Consider the following 19,608-nt stretch of genomic DNA (forward strand, 5'->3'; position numbering starts at 1 on the left):
CCAGGGAGTGAGGAAAGGTGCAGATGAGCAGTGTCCTGACCATCCGAGGGGGCATCCCCCTCTCGGGGAGGGTGGCCGTGCGCGGCGCCAAGAACCTCGTCCCCAAGGCCATGGTCGCAGCCCTGCTCGGCAGCGCGCCCTCCGTGCTCCGCAACGTCCCCGAGATCAAGGACGTCGACGTCGTCACGAGCCTCCTGCAGCTGCACGGCGTCAAGGTCGACCGCGACCCGACTGCGGGCGAGCTCAGGCTCGACCCGAAGGCCGCCACGGCGGCACCCTCTGCGGAGATCGACGCCCACGCGGGCGACTCGCGGATCCCGATCCTCCTGTGCGGCCCGCTCATCCACGCGATCGGCGAGGCGTTCATCCCGGACCTCGGCGGCTGCCGCATCGGCGACCGCCCGATCAACTACCACCTGAACGTCCTGCGCGAGTTCGGCGCCGTCGTCGACAAGCGCCCGGGCGGGATCAGCATCTCCGCCCCGCGTGGCCTCCACGGCGCGAAGATCTCCCTGCCGTACCCGAGCGTCGGCGCGACCGAGCAGGTGCTCCTGAGCGCCGCCCGGGCCGAGGGCATCACGGAGCTCACGGGCGCGGCCACCGAGCCAGAGGTCATCGACCTCATCGCCGTCCTGCAGAAGATGGGCGCGCTCATCAGCGTCCAGACCGACCGCACGATCCGCATCGAGGGCGTCCCGGAGCTCGGCGGCTACAGCCACCGGGCCCTGGCCGACCGGAACGAGGCGGCCTCGTGGGCCTCGGCGGCCGTGGCGACGCGGGGGGACATCTTCGTCGAGGGCGCGTCGCAGCGCGACATGATGACGTTCCTCAACGTCTACCGGAAGCTCGGCGGGGGGCTGCAGATCGAGGACGATGGGATCCGGTTCTTCCACCCCGGCGGCAAGCTCTCCCCGCTCGTGCTCGAGACCGACGTCCACCCCGGGTTCATGACCGACTGGCAGCAGCCGCTCGTCGTCGCCCTGACCCAGGCCGACGGCGTGTCCATCGTCCACGAGACCGTCTACGAGAACCGGTTCGGCTTCACCGAGGCCCTGCGCCGCATGGGCGCGACGATCCAGGTCCACCGCGAGTGCCTCGGCAGCGTCCCGTGCCGCTTCGGCCAGCGGAACTTCCACCACTCCGCGGTCATCTCGGGGCCCACCGAGCTGCACGGGGCGGACTTCGACATCCCGGACCTCCGCGGCGGCTTCAGCCACCTGATCGCGGCCCTCGCGGCGGAGGGAGTCTCCCGCGCGACCGGCGTGGACATCATCAAGCGCGGCTACGAGCGCTTCACCGACAAGCTCCAGGCGCTCGGCGCCGACTTCGACCTCGAGGAGGACCGGTGACCGGTCGGCACGGCAACGAAAGCCTGGGGGAGAGGGTCGCGTTCGCCATTGCGGCCGCCATCGTCCGGCCCCTCATGAACCTCCTCATGGACAGGGAGTGGCGCGGCACCGAGAAGCTCGCAGCCCTCGGCGGCGGCTTCATCGCGTGCCCGAACCACTGCACCGAGATCGACCCGCTCACCGTGGGCCACATGCTCTACAACAACGGCCGCTCGCCGCACTTCCTGGCCAAGGCGGGGCTCTTCAAGCCGCCGGTTCTCGGCCAGATCATGCGCGGGACCAAGCAGATCCCCGTCGACCGCGGCGGCACCGGCGCCGGCTCGTCCCTCGAAGTGGCACGCGAGGTGATCGACGAGGGCGGGGCGATCATCGTCTACCCCGAGGGCACCCTGACCCGTGACCCCAACCTGTGGCCCATGAAGGGGCACACGGGTGCCGCGCGCCTGGCCCTCAAGACGGGCGCCCCAGTCGTGCCGATCGTCCATTGGGGGGACCACGAGCTGTTCCCGCGCTACGCCAAGCGCCTGTACGTGTTCCCGCGGAAGAAGGCCGTCGTGCTCGTCGGGGACCCCGTCGACCTCGACGACCTGCGCGGGCGCCCCATGGACAAGACGACCCTCGTCGAGGCCACCGAGCGGATCATGGCCGCGATCACCGGCCTCCTCGCGGAGCTGCGCGGCGAGGAGCCGCCGGCTGAGCGCTGGGACCCCGCCGCCAACGACCAGAGCCTGCACGGCCGCGACGTCGCGCGCGGCGCCCGGGTTCCCACGACGGACGACGGCGGGACGGCCGCGTGAGCGCTGCGAACCCGGCGCCGGGGGAGGCACCCGCGGGAACGCGCGAGCCCCTGACGCGGATCGCCGTCATGGGCGCGGGAAGCTGGGGGACGACCTTCGCGAAGGTCCTCGGCGAGGCCGCCGAGAGCCACGGCGCCGAGTGCAGCATCCGCATCTGGGGGCGGCGCGAGGAGATCGTCGCCGACATCAATGCCCACCGCAATGCGCGCTACCTCGACGGCATCACGCTCCCGGCCTGCATCACGGCGTCGACGGACCCGGCCGAGGCGCTCGAGGGCGCCGAGGCGGTCGTCCTCGCCGTGCCCGCCCAGTCCCTGCGCGGCCAGCTCGCGGACTGGGCCTCGCACATCCCCGCGGACGCCGTCGTCGTCTCGCTCATGAAGGGCCTCGAGCTCGGCTCCGACGCTCGCATGAGCGAGGTCATCGCCGAGGTGACCGGCGTGCCCCGCGAGCGGATCGCCGTCGTCTCCGGCCCGAACCTCGCCCTCGAGATCGCCCGCTGCGAGCCCACGGCGTCGGTCGTCGCGTGCAGCGACGAGGCGACGGCGCACTGGCTCGCCGAGGCCTGCACGGCCCCGTACTTCCGCCCGTACACGAGCACCGACGTCGTCGGGGTCGAGATCGGCGGGATCGTCAAGAACGTCATCGCCCTCGCGGTGGGCATCTGCGAGGGCAAGGGCATGGGGGACAACACGAAGGCCTCCGTGATCACGCGCGGGCTCGCCGAGACCACGCGCCTCGCCGTCGCCCTCGGCGGCGACCCCCAGACCATGGCCGGGCTCGCGGGGCTCGGCGACCTCGTCGCGACGTGCTCCTCGAAGCTCTCGCGCAACCACTCCGCCGGCGCGCTCCTGGGCCAGGGCCTGAGCGTCGAGGAGGTCGGCGTGCGCATGACCCAGGTCGCGGAGGGCATCAAGTCCGCCCCCGCGGTCAACGAGCTCGCCCAGCGGCTCGGCGTCGACATGCCCATCACGGCCGCCGTCGTGGCCGTGCTGCGGGGGCAGCTCCCCGTGGACCAGCTCGGACCGCTGCTGCTCGCGCGGCAGCTCAAATCAGAAGGCGACTAGCTGTGGATTCCAACGCAACGACCGGTTCCAAGATCCGCGTCGCGCTCCTGTTCGGAGGCCGCTCGAGCGAGCACGCCGTCTCCTGCGTGACGGCGGCCGGCGTCATGGGCGCGATCGACACCGACAAGTACGAGGTCGTGCCGGTCGGCATCACGCGCGAGGGCCAGTGGGTGCTCTCCGACGGCGACTGGCACGAGTGGGCTCTCAACCAGGGGCAGCTGCCCGAGGTCGGCGCGGCGGAGGGGACCGTTCAGCTCGCCGAGGGCTCGGGGCGCACGCGCCTCGTCGTGGCCGAACCCGACCGCGTCCCCCGCGAGCTCGGCGGCGTCGACGTCGTCTTCCCGCTCCTGCACGGGGCGTTCGGCGAGGACGGCACGGTCCAGGGCCTCCTCGAGCTCGCCGACGTCCGCTACGTCGGGGCGGGCGTGCTCGCCTCCGCCGTCGGCATGGACAAGCATTTCATGAAGGTCGCGTTCGCCGCCGCCGGGCTCGAGGTGGGCCCGTACGTCGCGGTGACCGACAAGCAGTGGCGCCGCGACCCGGCCGCGGTGCGCGACGCCGTCGGCCGCCTCGGCTACCCCGTCTTCGTCAAGCCGTGCCGCGCCGGCTCGTCCGTGGGCATCTCCAAGGTCGACGGGCCCGAGGGCCTCGAGGCCGCGATCGACGAGGCTCGCCGACACGACCTGCGGCTCGTCATCGAGGCGGGGATCGTGGGCCGCGAGATCGAGTGCGGCGTGCTCGAGGGCCGCGGCTCGGACTCGCCGCGGACGTCACTGCCCGGGGAGGTCTCGGTCGCCGGTGGAAGCCACGCGTTCTACGACTTCGACGCGAAGTATGTCGAGGACAACGCCGCGGCGCTCTCGTGCCCCGCGGACCTGCCCGAGGAGGCGATCGCGCGCGTGCGCGAGCTCTCCGCGGCCGCGTTCGACGCCGTCGCGGCCGAGGGCCTGAGCCGCGTGGACTTCTTCTACACGCCCGACGGCAGATTCATCATCAACGAGATCAACACGATGCCCGGCTTCACTCCCATCAGCATGTACCCGCAGATGTGGGCCGCGACCGGCGTGTCCTACCCCGAGCTCATCGACGAGCTCATCCAGCTCGCCCTCGCGCGCCCGACTGGGCTGCGCTGACGCGCGGGCCGGGCCGGCCTCAGCCCGCGGCCGGGAGCGACGCGAGGTCCTCCTGGCCCACGCACTGGCGCGTCGCGGGGACCTTCTCGACGGCGCCCGAGAGGCTCGCGAGCACGGTCGCCGAGCTGATCCGCCCCTCGTCGAGGAGGATCTCGGTGGCGGGCTCGCGCCCGTACGTCGTGAGCGTGTAGTAGGGGTCGCCCTCCTCGATGACCCAGTCGACGCCGTTGACGGTCACGCACCGGTCCGTGGTCGGGCCGGGGGCGGGCACTCCGCAGCGGAGCACGACGGCGGACGGGTCGCCCCACGCGGCCGTCGCCTGGCTCGTCGTCTTGCGCAGCGCCGCGTCGCCGAGCGTGTCGGGAAGCGCGATCATGAGCGGCGCGCAGGCCGGGTTGGCGGCGTCCGGCGCGGGCTCGACCGCGACGGGGGCCGCGCAGCCCGCGAGGGACGCGCCGAGCAGGCCGAGCAGCCCGAGCAGAGCAGCGGCGGTGCCGCGTCCCATGGTGGCGCGGGAGCGGGCGGGGGAACGGCGCGCGGGCATGCTTCTCCATCCGGGGTCGGGGGGTCTATCCAGCCTACCCGCCCGGGGGGAAGTGCCAGCGAAGGGACAGCGTCCAGAGGCGCCGCGGCTAGGCTAAGAGCGTGACGGACACCCAGGACAGGCCGGCCCTCGTGCGCGAGCTGAGCGAGTCCGAGCTCCTCGACCGCATCTTCCCCCGGCTCGACGTCCTCGGCGCTGCCCTCCTCGGGCCGGGAGACGACGCCGCCGTCGTCGCCGCGCCGGACGGGCGCGTCGTCGTCAGCACCGACACGCAGACGCAGGACGCCGACTTCCGCCTTACGTGGCCGAGCGGCTATCGCAGCACGGGCGCGGACGTCGGGTGGAAGGCCGCGGCGCAGAACCTGTCCGACATCAATGCGATGGGCGCCGTCGCGACGGCCATGGTCGTGAGCCTCACGCTCCCCGGCGAGACCGAGGCCGAGTGGGTCGAGGACTTCGCCGACGGGCTCGTCGAGGCGATCCGCGCCCTCGGTGCCGACCGGTGCACGGTGGCCGGCGGCGACCTCGGCCGCGGCCGGGAGCTCTCCGTGACCGTCACGATCCTCGGGACCCTCGAGGGACGCGCCCCCGTCCTGCGCTCGGGCGCCCGCCCCGGCGACGTGCTCGCCGTCGCGGGCCGCCTCGGCGCCGCCGCCGCCGGCCTGGCCCTGCTCGAGCACGGCCCCGCGTACGCGACGCTCCCTGCGAGCCTCCGCGAGGCCGTGGGCCGGCAGTGCCGGCCTGTCCCGCCCCTCGCCGCCGGGCCTGCCGCCGCCCGCGGGGGCGCGCACGCGCTCATGGACCTCTCTGACGGGCTGCTCAAGGACGGCCAGCGCCTCGCCGCGGCGAGCGGCGTGGGCCTCGACTTCGACGCCGAGTCCCTCGCCGCCCACGCCGCCCTCCTGGCCGAGCCCGCGGCCGCCGTCGGGGCAGATCCGCTCGGCTGGGTGCTCGGCGGAGGGGAGGACCACGGCCTCCTCGGCGCCTTCCCCGCGTCCGTTCAGCTCCCGGAGGGCTTCGCTGCGATAGGCTCGGTCGTGCCCACGGCCGGCGGGCCGGGCGGGGTGGCCATTGGCGGGCGCCCCGTGCAACCGAGCGGATGGGACCACTTTGCACGCTAAGATCGCCTCGAACGCCGCGGCCATGCGGCGCTGGCTCGCCGACGCCGAGACCGTCCTGGCCAACCACAGCGACCGCCTCAACGCGATCAACATCTTCCCCGTCGCGGACGGGGACACCGGCACCAACCTCTACCACACGGTCCGGGCCGCCGCCTCGGCCGCCGCGGAGACCCCCGGCACCGACGTCGGCGAGGTCCTCGCAGCCGCGGGCCAGGCCGCGATGGAGGAGGCCTGGGGCAACTCGGGCACGCTCCTGGCCGTGTTCCTCGACGCCGTCGCGGCGACCCTCAGGGGACACACGCGCGTGAACGGTCCCCTCCTCGCCGCGGCCCTCCACCGCGCCCAGATCCGCGCGTGGTCTGCCCTGAGCGAGCCCGTCGCCGGGACGATGCTCTCGGTGCTCGAGGCCGCCGCCGACGGCGCGGCGTCCCCGCGCGCCGTGCATCCCGGGACCGGGGACGGCGGCCCCGACAGCAACCAGGCGCTCGCGGCGGCGCTCGACGCCGCGGTCCAGGCCGCCGTCGGCGCCGTGGTCGACACCGAGTCCCAGCTGGGCGTCCTCACGACCGCCCGGGTCGTGGACGCCGGCGGCGTCGGCCTGCTCCTCGTCCTCTCCGCCCTGCGCACCGCCGTCCTCGGCGAGGGGCTCTCCGACGACGTGCTCGACGGGCTCCACGGCTACCGCGTCGACGACCCGCACATCCACGCGGACCAGCCGCACGCCGTCGGCGTCGAGCTCATGTGCACCGTGACCCTGAGCCCGCTCCACGCCGCGGGTCTGCGCCAGCGGCTCGATGAGATCGGCGACTCCGTCATCATGAGCCCGGTGGGCGCGTTCGACGACGGCGCCGGCGTGTGCCGGTGGCGCGTCCACGTGCACGTCGCGGACCCGGACGCGGCGCTGGCCCTCATCCGCTCGCTCGCCGAGCCGGAGAAGATCTCCTTCACCGAGCTGCACGCCGAGCCGCCGGCCGGCGAGCACGCTGCGGAGGGCGGCACCGTTGGCCGCTGAGCGGGACCGGCCCCTCTCGCGGCTGCTCGGGGCCTCGTCCGCGAAGAAGATCAGGGACAGCCTCGGTCTAGAGACCGCCGGGGAGCTGCTCGACTACTTCCCGCGCCGGTACGTCCAGCGCGGCGAGCTGACCCCCATCGCGCTCCTGCCGCTCGACGAGGACGTGACGCTCATCGCGCGCGTCGTCAGGGCCGCGACCCGGCGCATGGCCACGCGGAAGGGCTCCATCACCGAGGTCCTCGTCTCGGACGGCTTCGGCGACCACGGCGCGGACACGATCAGCCTCACGTTCTTCAACGCCTTCCAGGCCTCACGGCAGCTCGCCCCCGGCACCGTCGCGATGTTCTCGGGCCGCGTCGGGCGCTACAAGGGGAAGCTTCAGCTGACCAACCCCGACTACGTGCTCCTCGACCCCGAGGACTCCGCCGAGGGAACCCCGGAGGAGCTCGCCGCGAGGCCCATCCCCGTCTATTCCGCCACGGCCAAGCTCACGACCTGGCAGATCGAGCGGGCCGTCAAGACCCTCCTGAGCCAGCTGGACCTGGGCACGCTCGAGGACCCGCTGCCGGAGGCCCTCCGGCAGAAGTACCGGCTGCCGGGGCTCGCCGACGCCTACCGCCTGATCCACGAGCCGGCGACGCAGGAGGCGTGCATGCTCGCCCGCCGCCGCTTCCAGTACGAGGAGGCACTCGTCCTCCAGTCGGCCCTCGCCCGGCGCCGGATCCAGCACGCCCAGCTCCCGTCGCGGCCGAGCCCCGCCCGCCGCGGCGGCCTGCTCGACGCGTTCGACGCGCAGCTGCCCTTCGAGCTCACCGAGGGCCAGCGGTCCGTGGGGGAGGAGCTCGCCGCCGAGCTCGCCGCCCCGCACCCCATGAACAGGCTCCTGCAGGGCGAGGTCGGGTCGGGGAAGACGGTCGTCGCCCTGCGCGCGATGCTCCAGGTCGTCGACGACGGCGGCCAGGCCGCACTGCTCGCACCCACCGAGGTGCTCGCGGGCCAGCACTACGAGTCGATCCGGCGCACGCTCGGACCGCTCGCGCGCGAGGGCCTGCTCGGGGCCTCGGACGGGGTCGAGGTCGTCCTGCTCACGGGCTCGCAGTCCGCGGGGGAGCGCAAGCGCGCGCTCCTCGCCGCAGCGAGCGGGCAGGCGGGGATCGTCGTCGGCACCCACGCCCTGCTCTCCGAGGCCGTCCAGTTCGCCGACCTCGGCCTCGTCGTCGTCGACGAGCAGCACCGGTTCGGCGTCGAGCAGCGCGACGCCCTGCGGGCCAAGAGCCTCGCGACGCCCCACCTGCTCGTCATGACGGCCACGCCGATCCCGCGCACCGTCGCGATGACGGTCTTCGGGGATCTCGAGACCTCCGTCCTGCGCGAGCTCCCGGCGGGCAGGGCGCCGATCGCGACCCACGTCGTGGGGCTCGTGGAGAACCCCTCGTGGGAGCAGCGCATCTGGGCCCGTGCGCGCGAGGAGGTCGACGCCGGGCGGCAGGTGTACGTTGTCTGCCCCCAGATCGGGGAGTCGAGCGAGGAAGGCCAAGAAGAAGGCGACCTCGCGGCCCTCGACGCCGCCACGTGGGGCGGCACGGCCCTCGCCGACGGCGCCTCCGCGCCTCCGCCTGCCGCCTCGGTCGCCGGGACGATGGAGCAGCTGGCCGGCGAGGCCGCCCTCGAGGGGGTCCGCCTCGGCATGCTGCACGGGCGCATGGACACCGCCGACAAGTCGGCGTCGATGGAGTCCTTCGCCGCCGGCCGCACCGACGTCCTCGTCGCGACGACCGTCGTCGAGGTCGGCGTCGACGTGCCCAACGCGACCCTCATGGTCATCCTCGATGCCGACCGCTTCGGCATCGCCCAGCTGCACCAGCTCCGCGGCCGCGTCGGGCGCGGCGGCCACCCGGGCACGTGCCTGCTCGTGACCGCCCTGGAGCCCGGCCACCCGAGCCGCGCCCGCCTCGACGCCGTCGCGGCCAGCACCGACGGCTTCGTCCTGGCCCAGAAGGACCTCGAGCAGCGTCGCGAGGGCGACATCCTCGGGGCCACCCAGTCCGGGAGGCGCTCGACCCTGCGTCTCCTGCGGGTCCTGCGCGACGCCGAGGTCATCGAGCGGGCCCGCGGCGACGCCCTCGGGCTCGTGGCCGAGGACCCCGGACTCGACCGGCAGCCCGCCCTGCGGGCCGCCATCGACGAGTACCTCGGGCCCGACAAGGAGGTGTTCCTCGAACGTGGATGAGGCACTCACGCAGGCAGTCGGGCGCCCGGCCGCCCCCTCTGGGCCGAGCGCATGAGCCGGATCATCGCCGGCATCGCGGGCGGGACGACCCTCGCCTCCGTCCCCGGCTCGGCCACCCGGCCCACGACCGACCGCGTGAAGGAGGCCCTCTTCTCGCGGCTCGACGCCCTCGGCATGATCAGCCGCTCGCGCGTTCTCGACCTCTTCGCGGGCTCGGGGGCCCTCGGGGTCGAGGCCGCGAGCCGAGGCGCGTCGACGGCCGAGCTCGTCGAGGCCGACCCGAAGGCCGTGCGGGTGTGCGAGCGCAACGCGCGCCTCGCCAACGACGCCCTCGGCCGGCGCGCCGTCACCGTGCACCGCTCCAAGGTCGCGGGCTTCCTCGAGCACACCCTGCCCGGCCGGCACTGGGACCTCGTGTTCATGGACCCGCCCTACCCGCTCGGCGAGGAGCCCCTCTCCGCGGTCCTCACGGCGCTCGTGCCGCATCTGGCCGAGGACGCGCTCGTCGTCGTCGAGCGTTCCTCTCGCTCGCCCGAGCCGGCGTGGCCCGAAGGCCTGGTCCTCTTCGCCGAGAAGAAATACGGCGAGACGCGGCTGTGGTTCGCCGAGCCGGTGCCAACGCCGTCGGAGCCCCCCGCTACGGTGGGGGCATGATCGAGCCCCTCGGCCCGGCCGCCGCAGCGACCGCCTCCCCGACAGCTCCCGCCGCTGCTCTCGAGATAGCGTCCGGCTCCCTGCCCCAGTGGTGGGAGATCGTTGCGGCCTTCGCCCCTGTCGGGACGTTCGCCACCGCCGTCGTCGCGGCCGTGGTCGGCCTCCACACGATCCGCCAGCGCTCGTACTCGGACCGGCGCGCCGAGTTCTGGCGGCGCACGGAATGGGCCCTCGAGGCCTCGGTGTCCCCGGATCTCCAGCTCCAGGCGATGGGCACGATGGTGCTCGCGAGCCTGGCCAAGAGCGATCTCATCGCGAGCGAGGAGGAGCTCAGGCTCCTCGACGCCGTGTGGGTCGACCCGATCGCCGAGGCCGAGGAGGCCGGCCTGGACGAGGAACTCGGCGGCGACGGCGGGCCGGACAGCGGCGGGGCGGGGCCTGACGACGTAGGGCGGGGCTGATGGCGTGGACGCCCCCGCCGCAGCCGGGGATACTGGCAGGAGAGCTGCGCGGCGGTCGCAGCGGCACGAAGGGGTCTGATGTGAGCAAGCACGAGGCACGTCCCGGCGCAGGCCGTCACACGTCCGAGCCGTCCGAGCGGCGCCCCGGATCCTCGGACCGGCGTGTCCAGATCGCGGCCGCGCGGCTGCGCGTCGTGCTCGACGAGCGGCTCAACCGCCCCACGCCCGAGTGGGTCAAGCGCCTCGCCGAGCAGAAGCTCGCGAGCTGAAGCCCGGGGCCGGCGCTCCCGGCCGGTCTGCCGTTCCCTGACGCGCTTCCTCAGTCCGAGAGCGCGTCGAGTTCGACCCCCCGCACGAGGACTCCCGGGTGCGGGCCCGCCTCCGTGAGCCGCTCCGTCCAGCCCTCCGGCCACGCACCCCTGAGCCCGACGGCGACGACGTTGCCCGGGAAGCGTGCCGTGAGCATGTCCGGCTCGGTGAGCACCGCGACCTCGGCCAGGACGGAGCGCATCGCCGCGAGCTGGGAGCGCACGAGCGCCAGCGGGGGCTCGTCGCCGATGTTGACCACGAGCGCCCCGCCCGGCGCGAGGAGCGCCGCGGCTTCCGCGTAGAAGCCGGCGTCCGCGAGGTGCTCCGGGGCGTCCGGCCCCGAGAAGACGTCGAGCACGACGACGTCGTACGGCCCCCGCGCCCCGACCGTGGTGAGCTCCCAGCGGGCGTCCCCGATCACGGTCTCGAGGTCGGTCCCCTCCGGCAGGGGCAGGTGCTCGAGCACGAAGTCCGCGAGCTCGCGCTCGAGCTCGACCGCGGTCTGCACTGAGCCCGGCCTGGTTGCCTGGACGTAGCGGGCCAGGGTCAGGGCGCCCGCGCCGAGGTGCAGGGCCCGGATCTGCGTGCCGGCCGGGGCGACGGCGTCGACGACGTTCGCGATCCGCCGCAGGTAGGCGTAGAAGACGTGCTCGGGGTGGCCGAGGTCCACGTGCGACTGCTCGGCCCCGCCGATCGAGAGGATCCACGCGCCCGGGACGAAGGCGTCCGGCTCGACCGAGGCGTGGGCGCCGACGCCGCGCAGCCAGCGCGTGCGCGGCTCTCCATCCTGGGCGCGGCGCCTCACAACGCGTCCGCGAGGCCCGCGAGGCGCGAGGCGGCCTCGTGCAGGAGGGGGGCCTTCTTGCAGAACGCGAAGCGCAGGAGCGAGCGCGTGCGCTCGGCGCCGCCGAGGTGGCAGAAGACGGAGACGGGGATGGCGGCGACGCCGACGAGCTCGGGCAGGCGGCGGGCGAGTGCGGGCGCGTCGTCGATGCCCAGCGGGGAGGTGTCCGCCGTGATGAAGTAGGTGCCCTCGGGGACGAAAACGTCCAGGCCCGCCGCGCGCAGGCCCTCGGCGAGGATGTCCCGCTTGGCACGCAGCGTGTCCGCGGCTGCGGCGAAGAACTCGTCCGGGTAGCCGAGGCCCAGCGCGACGGCCTCCTGGAACGGCGTCCCCGAGCTGTAGGTGAGGAACTGCTTGATCGTGCGCACGCGCGCGACGAGCTCCTCGGGCCCGCTGATCCAGCCGACCTTCCAGCCCGTGAACGAGAACGTCTTGCCCGCCGAGGAGATGGTCACGGTGCGCTCGCGCGCGCCGGGCAGGGAGGCCACGGGAACGTGCCGGTCGCCGAAGACGAGGTGCTCATAGACCTCGTCGGTGACGATCACGGCGTCGTGCCGCGCCGCGAGCGCGACGATCCGCTCGAGCGTCTCGCGGCCGAACACGGCGCCCGTGGGGTTGTGCGGGTTGTTCAGCAGCACGAGGCGGGTGCGCGGCGTGAACGCCGCCTCGAGCTCGGCCGGGTCGGGCTGGAACGCCGGTGCGTGCAGGGGCACGGTCGTGTGCTCGGCGCCGGCGAGGGCGATCATCGCCCCATAGGAGTCGTAGAACGGCTCGAAGGTGAGCACCTCGTCCCCGGGGCCGGCGAGGGCCAGGACGGCGGCGGCGATCCCTTCGGTCGCGCCCGTCGAGATGACGACCTCCCGCCATGGATCCAGCGCGATGCCGTAGAACCGCGCCTGGTGCTCGGCGACGGCCTCACGCAGCCGCGGGATGCCCTGGCCGGGGGCGTACTGGTTGGCGCCGGAGAGGATCGCGGAGCGCGCGGCCTCCATCATCTCGGCCGGGCCGTCCTCATCCGGGAATCCCTGTCCGAGGTTGATGGCACCGTGCCTGACGGCGAGCCCCGTCATCTCCTCGAAGATCGTCACGCCGAGCCGGCCGTCGGAGCCGAGGAGGTTGGCACCTGCTGCTGTTCGCTGCCACGCGGAAGTCATCCGCCCATGCTATGGCCATCGGGGGAGGCGGCGCGCCCTGCGCTGGCGGTGCCGCCAAGGGGCCATGGAGTATGTTGGCGGTATGCGACGCGCAGTGTGCCCCGGCTCCTTCGACCCGATCCACAATGGGCACCTCGAGGTGATCGCGCGGGCCGCGAACCTCTTCGACGAGGTCGTCGTCGCAGTCTCCACCAACTACATGAAGCAGTACCGGTTCACCCCGGACGAGCGGATCGCGATGGCGCGGCGCACCCTCAGCGCCATCAGCGGGATCATCGTCGAGCCCATGGGGGAGGGCCTGCTCGCGGAGTACTGCCGGCAGCGGGGCGCGTCGGCCATCGTCAAGGGACTGCGCTCGTCGAGCGACTTCGACTACGAACTGCCCATGGCGATCATGAACCGCCAGCTCACCGGCGTCGAGACCGTGTTCCTCCCCGCGGAGGCCCACTACGTCCACCTGTCCTCGACGCTCGTCAAGGAGGTCTACGATCTCGGCGGCGACGTCTCCGAGTTCGTCCCCCGCTCCGTCCTGGCGCGCCTCGCCGAGGGCGCGCCTGGCCGGTGAATGGCCGCGGGGCGGCTAGACTGGTCGGGCACAGCGGGCGCGGCCATCGCCGCCTTTCGGCGGCGCGGCCTGGTTTGGGGCAAGTGGTTCCCACAGGCTAGGATGGTTTGTCGGTCTATGTTCTACAGGAGTTCTCATTAAGCGCGAAGCACGTTCGCCTTTGATGTTCGATGTCAAGGACCTCGGGCGCAGCCCGGGGACTATGCGAACCCTCACGGAGCATGTACCCGCACCGAGTGATCTCGGTGTGGCGCTCATCGGCGTCGGCGAAGGATCCCCCGTGGATCTGGACCTGAAGCTCGAGTCGGTGCACGAGGGGATCCTGGTCTCGGGGACGGCGCACGTCACAGTGACGGGCGAATGCGGCCGCTGCCTGGATCCCATCGAGTACGGGCTCGACGCCGAGGTGCAGGAGCTTTTCTTCTTCGAGGGACACGCGCCCTCGGACGGAGAAGACGATGAAGAGCAACGTCGAGTCGAGCACGAGTCCATCGATCTTGAGCCGGTGTTGCGGGACGCAGTAGTGACCCTGCTGCCGTTCCAGCCGGTGTGCCGGGAAGACTGCGAAGGGCTGTGCTCCGAATGCGGAGTGCGCCTCGCGGACGAGCCGGGGCACCACCATGAGGTCGTCGACCCCCGGTGGGCTGCCTTGGCAGATTTGGTGAAGCCAGACCGGCACGACGATGAGTAAGTGTTGGCACTAGAAGAGAAATGAGTTAGCCGTGGCTGTTCCCAAGCGGAAGATGTCTCGCTCGAATACCCGCGCCCGCCGCTCCCAGTGGAAGGCCTCCGTTCCCACCCTGGTCAAGACCGTGGAGAACGGCCGCGTGACCTACAGCCTGCCGCACCAGGCGAAGGTCGTGACGGACTCGGCTGGCACCGAGCTGTTCCTCGAGTACAAGGGCCGCAAGGTCGCCGACGTCTGAGCGGCGTGATACTCGCGCATGAGCACTCATGACGAGCTTCTGAAGCGTCTCGGCGTCGGCATCGACGCCGAGACGCTTCGTCTTGCCCTCACGCACCGCTCCTACGCCTACGAGAACGGCGGCATCCCGACCAACGAGCGCCTCGAGTTCCTCGGCGACTCGATCCTCGGGTTCTCCGTCACGGAGCTGCTGTACCGCGAGCACCCCGACCTCACGGAGGGCGAGCTCGCCAAGCGCCGCGCCGCCGTCGTGAGCACCCGCGCCCTCGCGGGCATCGCCCGCCGCCTCGGCGTCGGCGAGCACATCTACCTCGGCCAGGGCGAGAAGGTCACGGGCGGGAAGAACAAGTCCTCGATCCTCGCGGACACCATGGAGGCGCTCATCGGCGCCACCTTCATCTCCAACGGCCTCGAGACCGCGCGCCGCCTCGTCGTGGACCTCATCGGGCCGCTCCTCGCCGACGCGGCCGTCCTCGGCGCCGGCACAGACTGGAAGACGCACATCCAGGAGCTTGCGGCCAACCGCCAGCTCGGCGCCATCCACTATTCGGTCGAGGGCGAGGGTCCGGACCACGCGCGCGTCTACACCGCGACCCTCCTCATCGGCGGCACGGCCTACGGCACCGGCATGGGCAACTCCAAGAAGGAGGCCGAGCAGCAGTCCGCCGCGAACGCGTGGAAGGTCCTGGGCCCCGACGGGCAGGACGCGACGGCTTCGGGCTAGTAGATGCCCGAGCTCCCCGAAGTCGAAGTCGTCCGGCGCGGCCTCGCCTCGTGGGTCGTCGGCCGCACGGTCGAGGACGCTGAGGTCGTCGACCCGCGCTCGGTGCGGCGCCACGCCCTCGGGCCGCAGGACTTCTCCGGCCAGCTCGAGGGCGCGAGGGTGCTCGACGCCGTCCGGCGCGGGAAGTTCCTCTGGCTCATCCTTGCGGGCCCCGACGACACCGGCGCCCCAGACGGCACCCTGCCGCACACCGCGCTCATGGCCCACCTGGGCATGAGCGGGCAGCTCATCGTCGAGGACGAGAGCCAGCCCCGCGAGAAGCACCTCAAGGTCCGGCTCACGCTGAGCGAGGTCCCTGGCATGCCCCGCGAGCTCCGCTTCGTGGACCAGCGCATCTTCGGTGGCCTCGCCGTCGTGCCGCTCGTGCCGACGCACGACGGCGGGCCCGGCGGCCGCGGTGAGGCGCCCCTCGCGCTCGTCCCGGCCGAGGCGGCGCACATCGCCCGAGACCCGCTCGACCCGCTGTTCGACCCCGAAGCGTTCCATGCCCGGCTGCGCTCGCGCCGGACCGGGATCAAGCGCGCCCTGCTGGACCAGCGGCTCGTCTCCGGCATCGGCAACATCTACGCCGACGAGGCCCTCTGGGGCGCGCGGCTGCACTATGCCCGCCCCACGGAGACGTTGCGCCGGGCCGAGACGGCCCGGCTCGTCGCCTCCATCCGTGAGGTCATGGAGCGTGCACTCGAGGCCGGCGGGACGAGCTTCGACTCGCTGTACGTCAACGTCAACGGCGCCTCGGGGTACTTCTCCCGCTCCCTCGACGCCTACGGCCGGGCCGGGCTGCCCTGCCGGCGCTGCGTGGCCGAGGGCCGCGTGGGGACCATCGTGCGCGAGCCGTTCATGAACCGGTCCTCGTACCGGTGCACGCGGTGCCAGCCCGTGCCCCGCAACGGGCGCTGGTAGCCGCGGCCCCCGCGCACGCCTGGCCGCGCGCCGTCGTGCGCTGAAACCGGGGGCACACCGGCCGGTTGCCCGGCCCACGGCGTGTCGCGGCGTAGATTGGAGCATCATCGACCGCCGAGCGAAACAGCAGGACCCTTGCACCTCAAAACCCTGACCATCCGAGGCTTCAAGTCCTTCGCCTCGGCCACGACCTTCGAGTTCGAGCCGGGGGTCACCGCGGTCGTGGGCCCGAACGGCTCGGGCAAGTCCAACGTCGTGGACGCTCTCGCGTGGGTCATGGGGGAGCAGGGCGCCAAGACGCTGCGCGGCGGCAAGATGGAGGACGTCATCTTCGCCGGCACCGCCGGGCACCCCCCTCTGGGCCGTGCCCACGTCTCGCTCACGATCGACAACGCCGACGGCGCCCTGCCCATCGAGTACAGCGAGGTCACGATCTCCCGGGCGCTGTTCCGCGCGGGCGGTTCCGAGTACGCGATCAATGGGACCCCGTGCCGGCTCCTGGACATCCAGGAGCTCCTGAGCGACTCGGGCCTCGGGCGCGAGATGCACGTGATCGTCGGGCAGGGCCAGCTCGACCGCGTGCTGCACGCCACGCCCGAGGACCGGCGCGGCTTCATCGAGGAGGCCGCTGGGATCCTCAAGCACCGCCGCCGCAAGGAGCGCACGGTGCGCAAGCTCGAGGCCATGCAGGCCAACCTCGCGCGCCTGACCGACCTCACGGGCGAGATCCGCCGGCAGCTGGGCCCGCTCGGCCGGCAGGCCGAGGTGGCACGCCGCGCCCAGCGCATCCAGGCCGACGTGCGCGACGCCCGCTCCCGCCTCCTCGCGGACGACATCGCGACCCTGGCCGCCGCTCTGGAGAAGGAGGACGCCGACCAGACCGCCCTCGTCGAGCGCCGGGCGGAGGTCGAGCGGCGCCTCGACGCCGGGCGCCGCGAGCAGGCCGAGGCCGAGCGGGCCGCGGCCGCCGCCACCCCGACCCTCAACGCGGCCCGCGACACGTGGTACCGGCTCACCCAGGGCCGCGAGCGGCTGCGCGCCCTCGCCTCGCTCGCCCTCGAGCGCCGCCGGCTGCTCGGCTCGTCGGACGCGCCGGTGCGCGGCCGCGACCCCGAGGCGCTCGAGCGGCAGGCCGAGGCCCTCCGGCTGGAGCTCGAGGCCGTCTCCGAGACCGTCGAGGTCAGGGCCGAGGCCCTCGCAGCGTCGGAGGAGGCCCGCGCGACCGCCGAGGCCGGGGCCGCGGCCGAGGACCGCCGCCACACCGCCCTCCTGCGCGCCCAGGCCGACCGGCGCGAGGGCCTGGCACGCCTCGCCGGGCAGGTCGCCGCCGCGCGCAGCCGCGTCGAGGCCGCCGAGGGCGAGATCGGGCGCCTCCAGGCGGCCCTCGGCTCGGCCGGCGAGCGGGAGCGGGCGGCCCAGGAGGAGTTCACGGCCCTCGAGGCCCAGATCGCCGGCGTCGAGGCGGGCGAAGGCGACCTCGACGCCGACTACGAGGAGGCCGCGGCCGAGCTCGCCGCCGCCGAGGAGGAGCGCGAGGCCGTCCTCGAGCGCCGCCGGAAGGCCGCGGCCGACCGGCAGGCCGGGCAGGCCCGCCTCGAGGCGCTCTCGGCCGGGCTCAAGGACCGCGACGGGACGGGGGCCGTCCTGTCCTCGTCCGCCGGGGTGCTCGGGCCGGTGGCTGACCTCGTGCGCGTCGAGGCCGGATTCGAGGCCGCGGCTGCGGCCGTCCTCGGCCCGTTCGCCGAGGGGCTCGCGATGTCCGGGCCGGATGAGGCCGCCGCGGCCCTCGAGCGGCTCAAGCGCGACGGCGCCGGCCAGGCCGCGCTCCTCGTCGGCGGCCCGTCGCCCTCGGGCATCCTTGGCGCCGGAGCGGGAGGGGACGACGGCGGCCGCCCGCGCCCTGAGCTCCCGCCGGGCGCGCGCTGGCTCGACGACGCCGTCGCGCCGGACGCCCGCGTGGCCCCCGCCGTCGGCCGCCTGACCCGGCACGCCGCCGTCGTGCGGTCCCTGTCAGACGCCGCGGCGCTCGTCGCCGACCACCCCGGGCTCGTCGCCGCGACGCCCGACGGCGACCTCGTCACGGCCGCGTCCCTGCGCGGCGGCTCGGCGGGCGCGCCGTCCACCATCCAGCTCCAGGCGGAGGTCGAGCGCGCCCAGGCCGCCCTCGACGCGGCCCAGGCCGAGTACGAGCGCTGCGGGTTCGCGCTCGCCTCGGCCAGCGAACGCGAGCGCGCCGCCCGGGAGCGCGCCGAGGAGGCCCTCGCGGCGCTCAACGACTCCGACGCGCGCTTCGCCGCCGTCGCCGAGAAGCTCGCGGCCCTCAACGCCCAGCTGCGCGGCGCGGCCGCCGAGGAGGAGCGCCTCGCGGCCTCGCTGGCCGCGGCCCGCGCGCAGCTCGAGACGGAGGAGCTCGCCCTCGAGGCCGCCGCCGAGAGGCTCGAGCTCGCCGAGGAGGCGCCCGAGGAGGAGCCGGCCCCGGACGAGCGGGACCGCCTGCACGCCGAGGCGGTGGCGGCGCGCTCGGCCGAGCTCGAGGTGCGTCTGGCCCTTCGCGCGGCGCAGGAGCAGGAGCGCACGCTCGAGGCACGTGCCCAGTCCCTCGAGCGCGCCGCCGCCTCCGAGCGCCGGGCCGCCGAGGAGGCCCGCCGCCGGGCCGAGCGGCGCGCGCGCCAGGCGGCCCGGGCGCAGGCCGTCGCCCAGGCCGCGCAGGCTGGGCTCGCGGCCATGGATGCCGCGGTCGAGGAGGCCGTCGCCGAGCGCGACGACGCCGAGGCCCGCCGCGCCGAGCTCGACGAGCGCCTTAGGGGGCTGCGACGCGCGAACGAGGAGCTCTCGCGCGAGCTCGCCGAGCTCAACGACGCCGCCCACCGCGACGAGCTCGCCCGCGCCCAGCAGAAGCTCCGGCTCGAGGCGCTCCAAGAGCGCGCCGTCGACGAGCTCGGCCTCTCCGCGGAGGCGCTCGTCGCCGAGTTCGGCCCGCACCGCCCCGTCCCTGTGCCCGACCTACCCGCCGACAAGTGGGCGGCCCTCCGCGTCGAGGTCGACGACGAGGGGGCACCCGTCGAGGAGGGCGTGCCGTTCGTCCGCGCCGAGCAGGAGCAGCGCCTCAAGCGGGCCGAGCGGGATCTCGCGGCCCTCGGCAAGGTCAACCCGCTCGCGCTCGAGGAGTTCGCCGCGCTCGAGGAGCGCCACCGGTTCCTGAGCACGCAGCTCGACGACCTCAAGGCGAGCCGCAAGGACCTCCTGCAGATCATCGCCGAGGTCGACGAGCGCGTGCAGCGCGTCTTCGCCGAGGCCTTCGCCGACACCCAGGAGCAGTTCGAGCGCGTCTTCGCGCGGCTGTTCCCCGGCGGTGAGGGGCGGCTCGTGCTCACGGACCCCTCCGACCTGCTCACGACCGGGATCGAGGTCGAGGCGAGGCCCGCGGGCAAGAAGATCAAGCGGCTCTCGCTCCTGTCCGGGGGCGAGCGCTCGCTCACGGCGGTCGCGCTCCTCGTGGCCATCTTCAAGGCCCGCCCGTCGCCCTTCTATGTCATGGACGAGGTCGAGGCCGCGCTCGACGACACGAACCTCGGCCGGCTCATCACGGTCTTCGAGGAGCTGCGCGCATCGAGCCAGCTCATCGTCATCACCCACCAGAAGCGGACCATGGAGGTCGCGGACGCCCTCTACGGGGTGTCCATGCGCGGCGACGGCGTCTCGACGGTCATCAGCCAGCGGCTCGAGCCCGCCCGCTGACGGGAGGGCCAGGGGCCC

General features: G+C 73.7%; 19 protein-coding genes. 16 read left to right on the plus strand and 3 right to left on the minus strand.

Going from position 1 to position 19,608, the window contains the following annotated elements:
- The first annotated feature begins 23 nt into the window (after nucleotides 1-23).
- From murA to BV907_RS00210, 4 genes are all read left to right on the plus strand, one after another.
- The gene (murA, locus tag BV907_RS00195) at nucleotides 24-1,349 is read left to right on the plus strand and encodes a UDP-N-acetylglucosamine 1-carboxyvinyltransferase (RefSeq protein ID WP_077487651.1); all 1,326 of its coding nucleotides are present in this window, start codon (nucleotides 24-26) and stop codon (nucleotides 1,347-1,349) included.
- Between the two features lie 74 nt (nucleotides 1,350-1,423).
- Nucleotides 1,424-2,146, plus strand: coding sequence for a lysophospholipid acyltransferase family protein (locus tag BV907_RS00200; RefSeq protein ID WP_077487945.1), 723 nt, complete (start codon nucleotides 1,424-1,426; stop codon nucleotides 2,144-2,146).
- Nucleotides 2,147-2,196: 50 nt separating this feature from the next.
- Nucleotides 2,197-3,213, plus strand: a complete 1,017-nt coding sequence (locus tag BV907_RS00205; RefSeq protein WP_281250837.1) for an NAD(P)H-dependent glycerol-3-phosphate dehydrogenase — start codon at nucleotides 2,197-2,199, stop codon at nucleotides 3,211-3,213.
- Nucleotides 3,214-3,215: 2 nt separating this feature from the next.
- A complete protein-coding gene (locus BV907_RS00210; RefSeq protein ID WP_077487652.1) occupies nucleotides 3,216-4,346 on the plus strand; it encodes a D-alanine--D-alanine ligase family protein in 1,131 nt (376 codons plus the stop codon).
- Nucleotides 4,347-4,365: 19 nt separating this feature from the next.
- Here the strand turns inward: BV907_RS00210 and BV907_RS00215 are convergent, their stop codons facing one another.
- A complete protein-coding gene (locus BV907_RS00215; RefSeq protein WP_077487653.1) occupies nucleotides 4,366-4,890 on the minus strand; it encodes a DUF3515 domain-containing protein in 525 nt (174 codons plus the stop codon).
- Between the two features lie 101 nt (nucleotides 4,891-4,991).
- Here BV907_RS00215 and BV907_RS00220 point away from each other — a divergent pair, with 101 nt between their 5' ends.
- The 6 genes from BV907_RS00220 to BV907_RS00245 all read left to right on the plus strand — a co-directional run bounded on the left by BV907_RS00220 (nucleotide 4,992) and on the right by BV907_RS00245 (nucleotide 10,637).
- Nucleotides 4,992-6,011 (plus strand): thiamine-phosphate kinase, encoded by a 1,020-nt coding sequence (locus BV907_RS00220; protein WP_077487654.1) that lies wholly within the window; start codon nucleotides 4,992-4,994, stop codon nucleotides 6,009-6,011.
- A 22-nt stretch (nucleotides 6,012-6,033) separates the two neighbouring features.
- Nucleotides 6,034-7,023 (plus strand): DAK2 domain-containing protein, encoded by a 990-nt coding sequence (locus BV907_RS00225; RefSeq protein WP_077487947.1) that lies wholly within the window; start codon nucleotides 6,034-6,036, stop codon nucleotides 7,021-7,023.
- Nucleotides 7,013-9,253, plus strand: a complete 2,241-nt coding sequence (locus BV907_RS00230) for an ATP-dependent DNA helicase RecG (RefSeq protein ID WP_077487655.1) — start codon at nucleotides 7,013-7,015, stop codon at nucleotides 9,251-9,253. The genes BV907_RS00225 and BV907_RS00230 overlap by 11 nt, the downstream gene beginning before the upstream one ends.
- Nucleotides 9,254-9,304: 51 nt before the next feature.
- Entirely contained in the window at nucleotides 9,305-9,907 is a 603-nt protein-coding gene (gene rsmD / locus BV907_RS00235) for a 16S rRNA (guanine(966)-N(2))-methyltransferase RsmD (protein ID WP_077487656.1), read from the plus strand.
- Nucleotides 9,904-10,368 carry a hypothetical protein gene (locus BV907_RS00240; protein WP_077487657.1) on the plus strand — a complete coding sequence of 155 codons (465 nt, stop codon included), beginning with the start codon at nucleotides 9,904-9,906 and terminating at the stop codon, nucleotides 10,366-10,368. Before rsmD ends, BV907_RS00240 begins: the two co-directional genes overlap by 4 nt.
- A gap of 80 nt (nucleotides 10,369-10,448) precedes the next feature.
- Nucleotides 10,449-10,637, plus strand: coding sequence for a hypothetical protein (locus tag BV907_RS00245; RefSeq protein WP_077487658.1), 189 nt, complete (start codon nucleotides 10,449-10,451; stop codon nucleotides 10,635-10,637).
- A 50-nt stretch (nucleotides 10,638-10,687) separates the two neighbouring features.
- Here the strand turns inward: BV907_RS00245 and BV907_RS00250 are convergent, their stop codons facing one another.
- A complete protein-coding gene (locus BV907_RS00250; protein WP_077487659.1) occupies nucleotides 10,688-11,482 on the minus strand; it encodes a spermidine synthase in 795 nt (264 codons plus the stop codon).
- A complete protein-coding gene (locus tag BV907_RS00255) occupies nucleotides 11,479-12,675 on the minus strand; it encodes an aminotransferase class I/II-fold pyridoxal phosphate-dependent enzyme (protein WP_077487660.1) in 1,197 nt (398 codons plus the stop codon). Before BV907_RS00255 ends, BV907_RS00250 begins: the two co-directional genes overlap by 4 nt.
- Nucleotides 12,676-12,757: 82 nt before the next feature.
- Here BV907_RS00255 and coaD point away from each other — a divergent pair, with 82 nt between their 5' ends.
- The 6 genes from coaD (at nucleotide 12,758) to smc (ending at nucleotide 19,590) form a co-directional block, all read left to right on the plus strand.
- Nucleotides 12,758-13,240 carry a pantetheine-phosphate adenylyltransferase gene (gene coaD, locus BV907_RS00260; protein ID WP_077487661.1) on the plus strand — a complete coding sequence of 161 codons (483 nt, stop codon included), beginning with the start codon at nucleotides 12,758-12,760 and terminating at the stop codon, nucleotides 13,238-13,240.
- A gap of 160 nt (nucleotides 13,241-13,400) precedes the next feature.
- A complete protein-coding gene (locus BV907_RS00265) occupies nucleotides 13,401-13,931 on the plus strand; it encodes a YceD family protein (RefSeq protein ID WP_077487662.1) in 531 nt (176 codons plus the stop codon).
- Nucleotides 13,932-13,962: 31 nt separating this feature from the next.
- Nucleotides 13,963-14,166, plus strand: a complete 204-nt coding sequence (rpmF, locus tag BV907_RS00270) for a 50S ribosomal protein L32 (protein ID WP_066498296.1) — start codon at nucleotides 13,963-13,965, stop codon at nucleotides 14,164-14,166.
- A gap of 18 nt (nucleotides 14,167-14,184) precedes the next feature.
- On the plus strand, nucleotides 14,185-14,889 hold the full coding sequence (gene rnc, locus BV907_RS00275) for a ribonuclease III (RefSeq protein WP_077487663.1): 705 nt from the start codon (nucleotides 14,185-14,187) through the stop codon (nucleotides 14,887-14,889).
- Between the two features lie 3 nt (nucleotides 14,890-14,892).
- Nucleotides 14,893-15,852 carry a bifunctional DNA-formamidopyrimidine glycosylase/DNA-(apurinic or apyrimidinic site) lyase gene (mutM, locus tag BV907_RS00280; protein ID WP_077487664.1) on the plus strand — a complete coding sequence of 320 codons (960 nt, stop codon included), beginning with the start codon at nucleotides 14,893-14,895 and terminating at the stop codon, nucleotides 15,850-15,852.
- A 135-nt stretch (nucleotides 15,853-15,987) separates the two neighbouring features.
- A complete protein-coding gene (gene smc, locus BV907_RS00285; RefSeq protein WP_175637307.1) occupies nucleotides 15,988-19,590 on the plus strand; it encodes a chromosome segregation protein SMC in 3,603 nt (1,200 codons plus the stop codon).
- The last annotated feature ends 18 nt before the right edge of the window (nucleotides 19,591-19,608 follow it).

This window comes from Sinomonas mesophila (genome assembly GCF_001999765.1).
Classification (GTDB): domain Bacteria; phylum Actinomycetota; class Actinomycetes; order Actinomycetales; family Micrococcaceae; genus Sinomonas; species Sinomonas mesophila.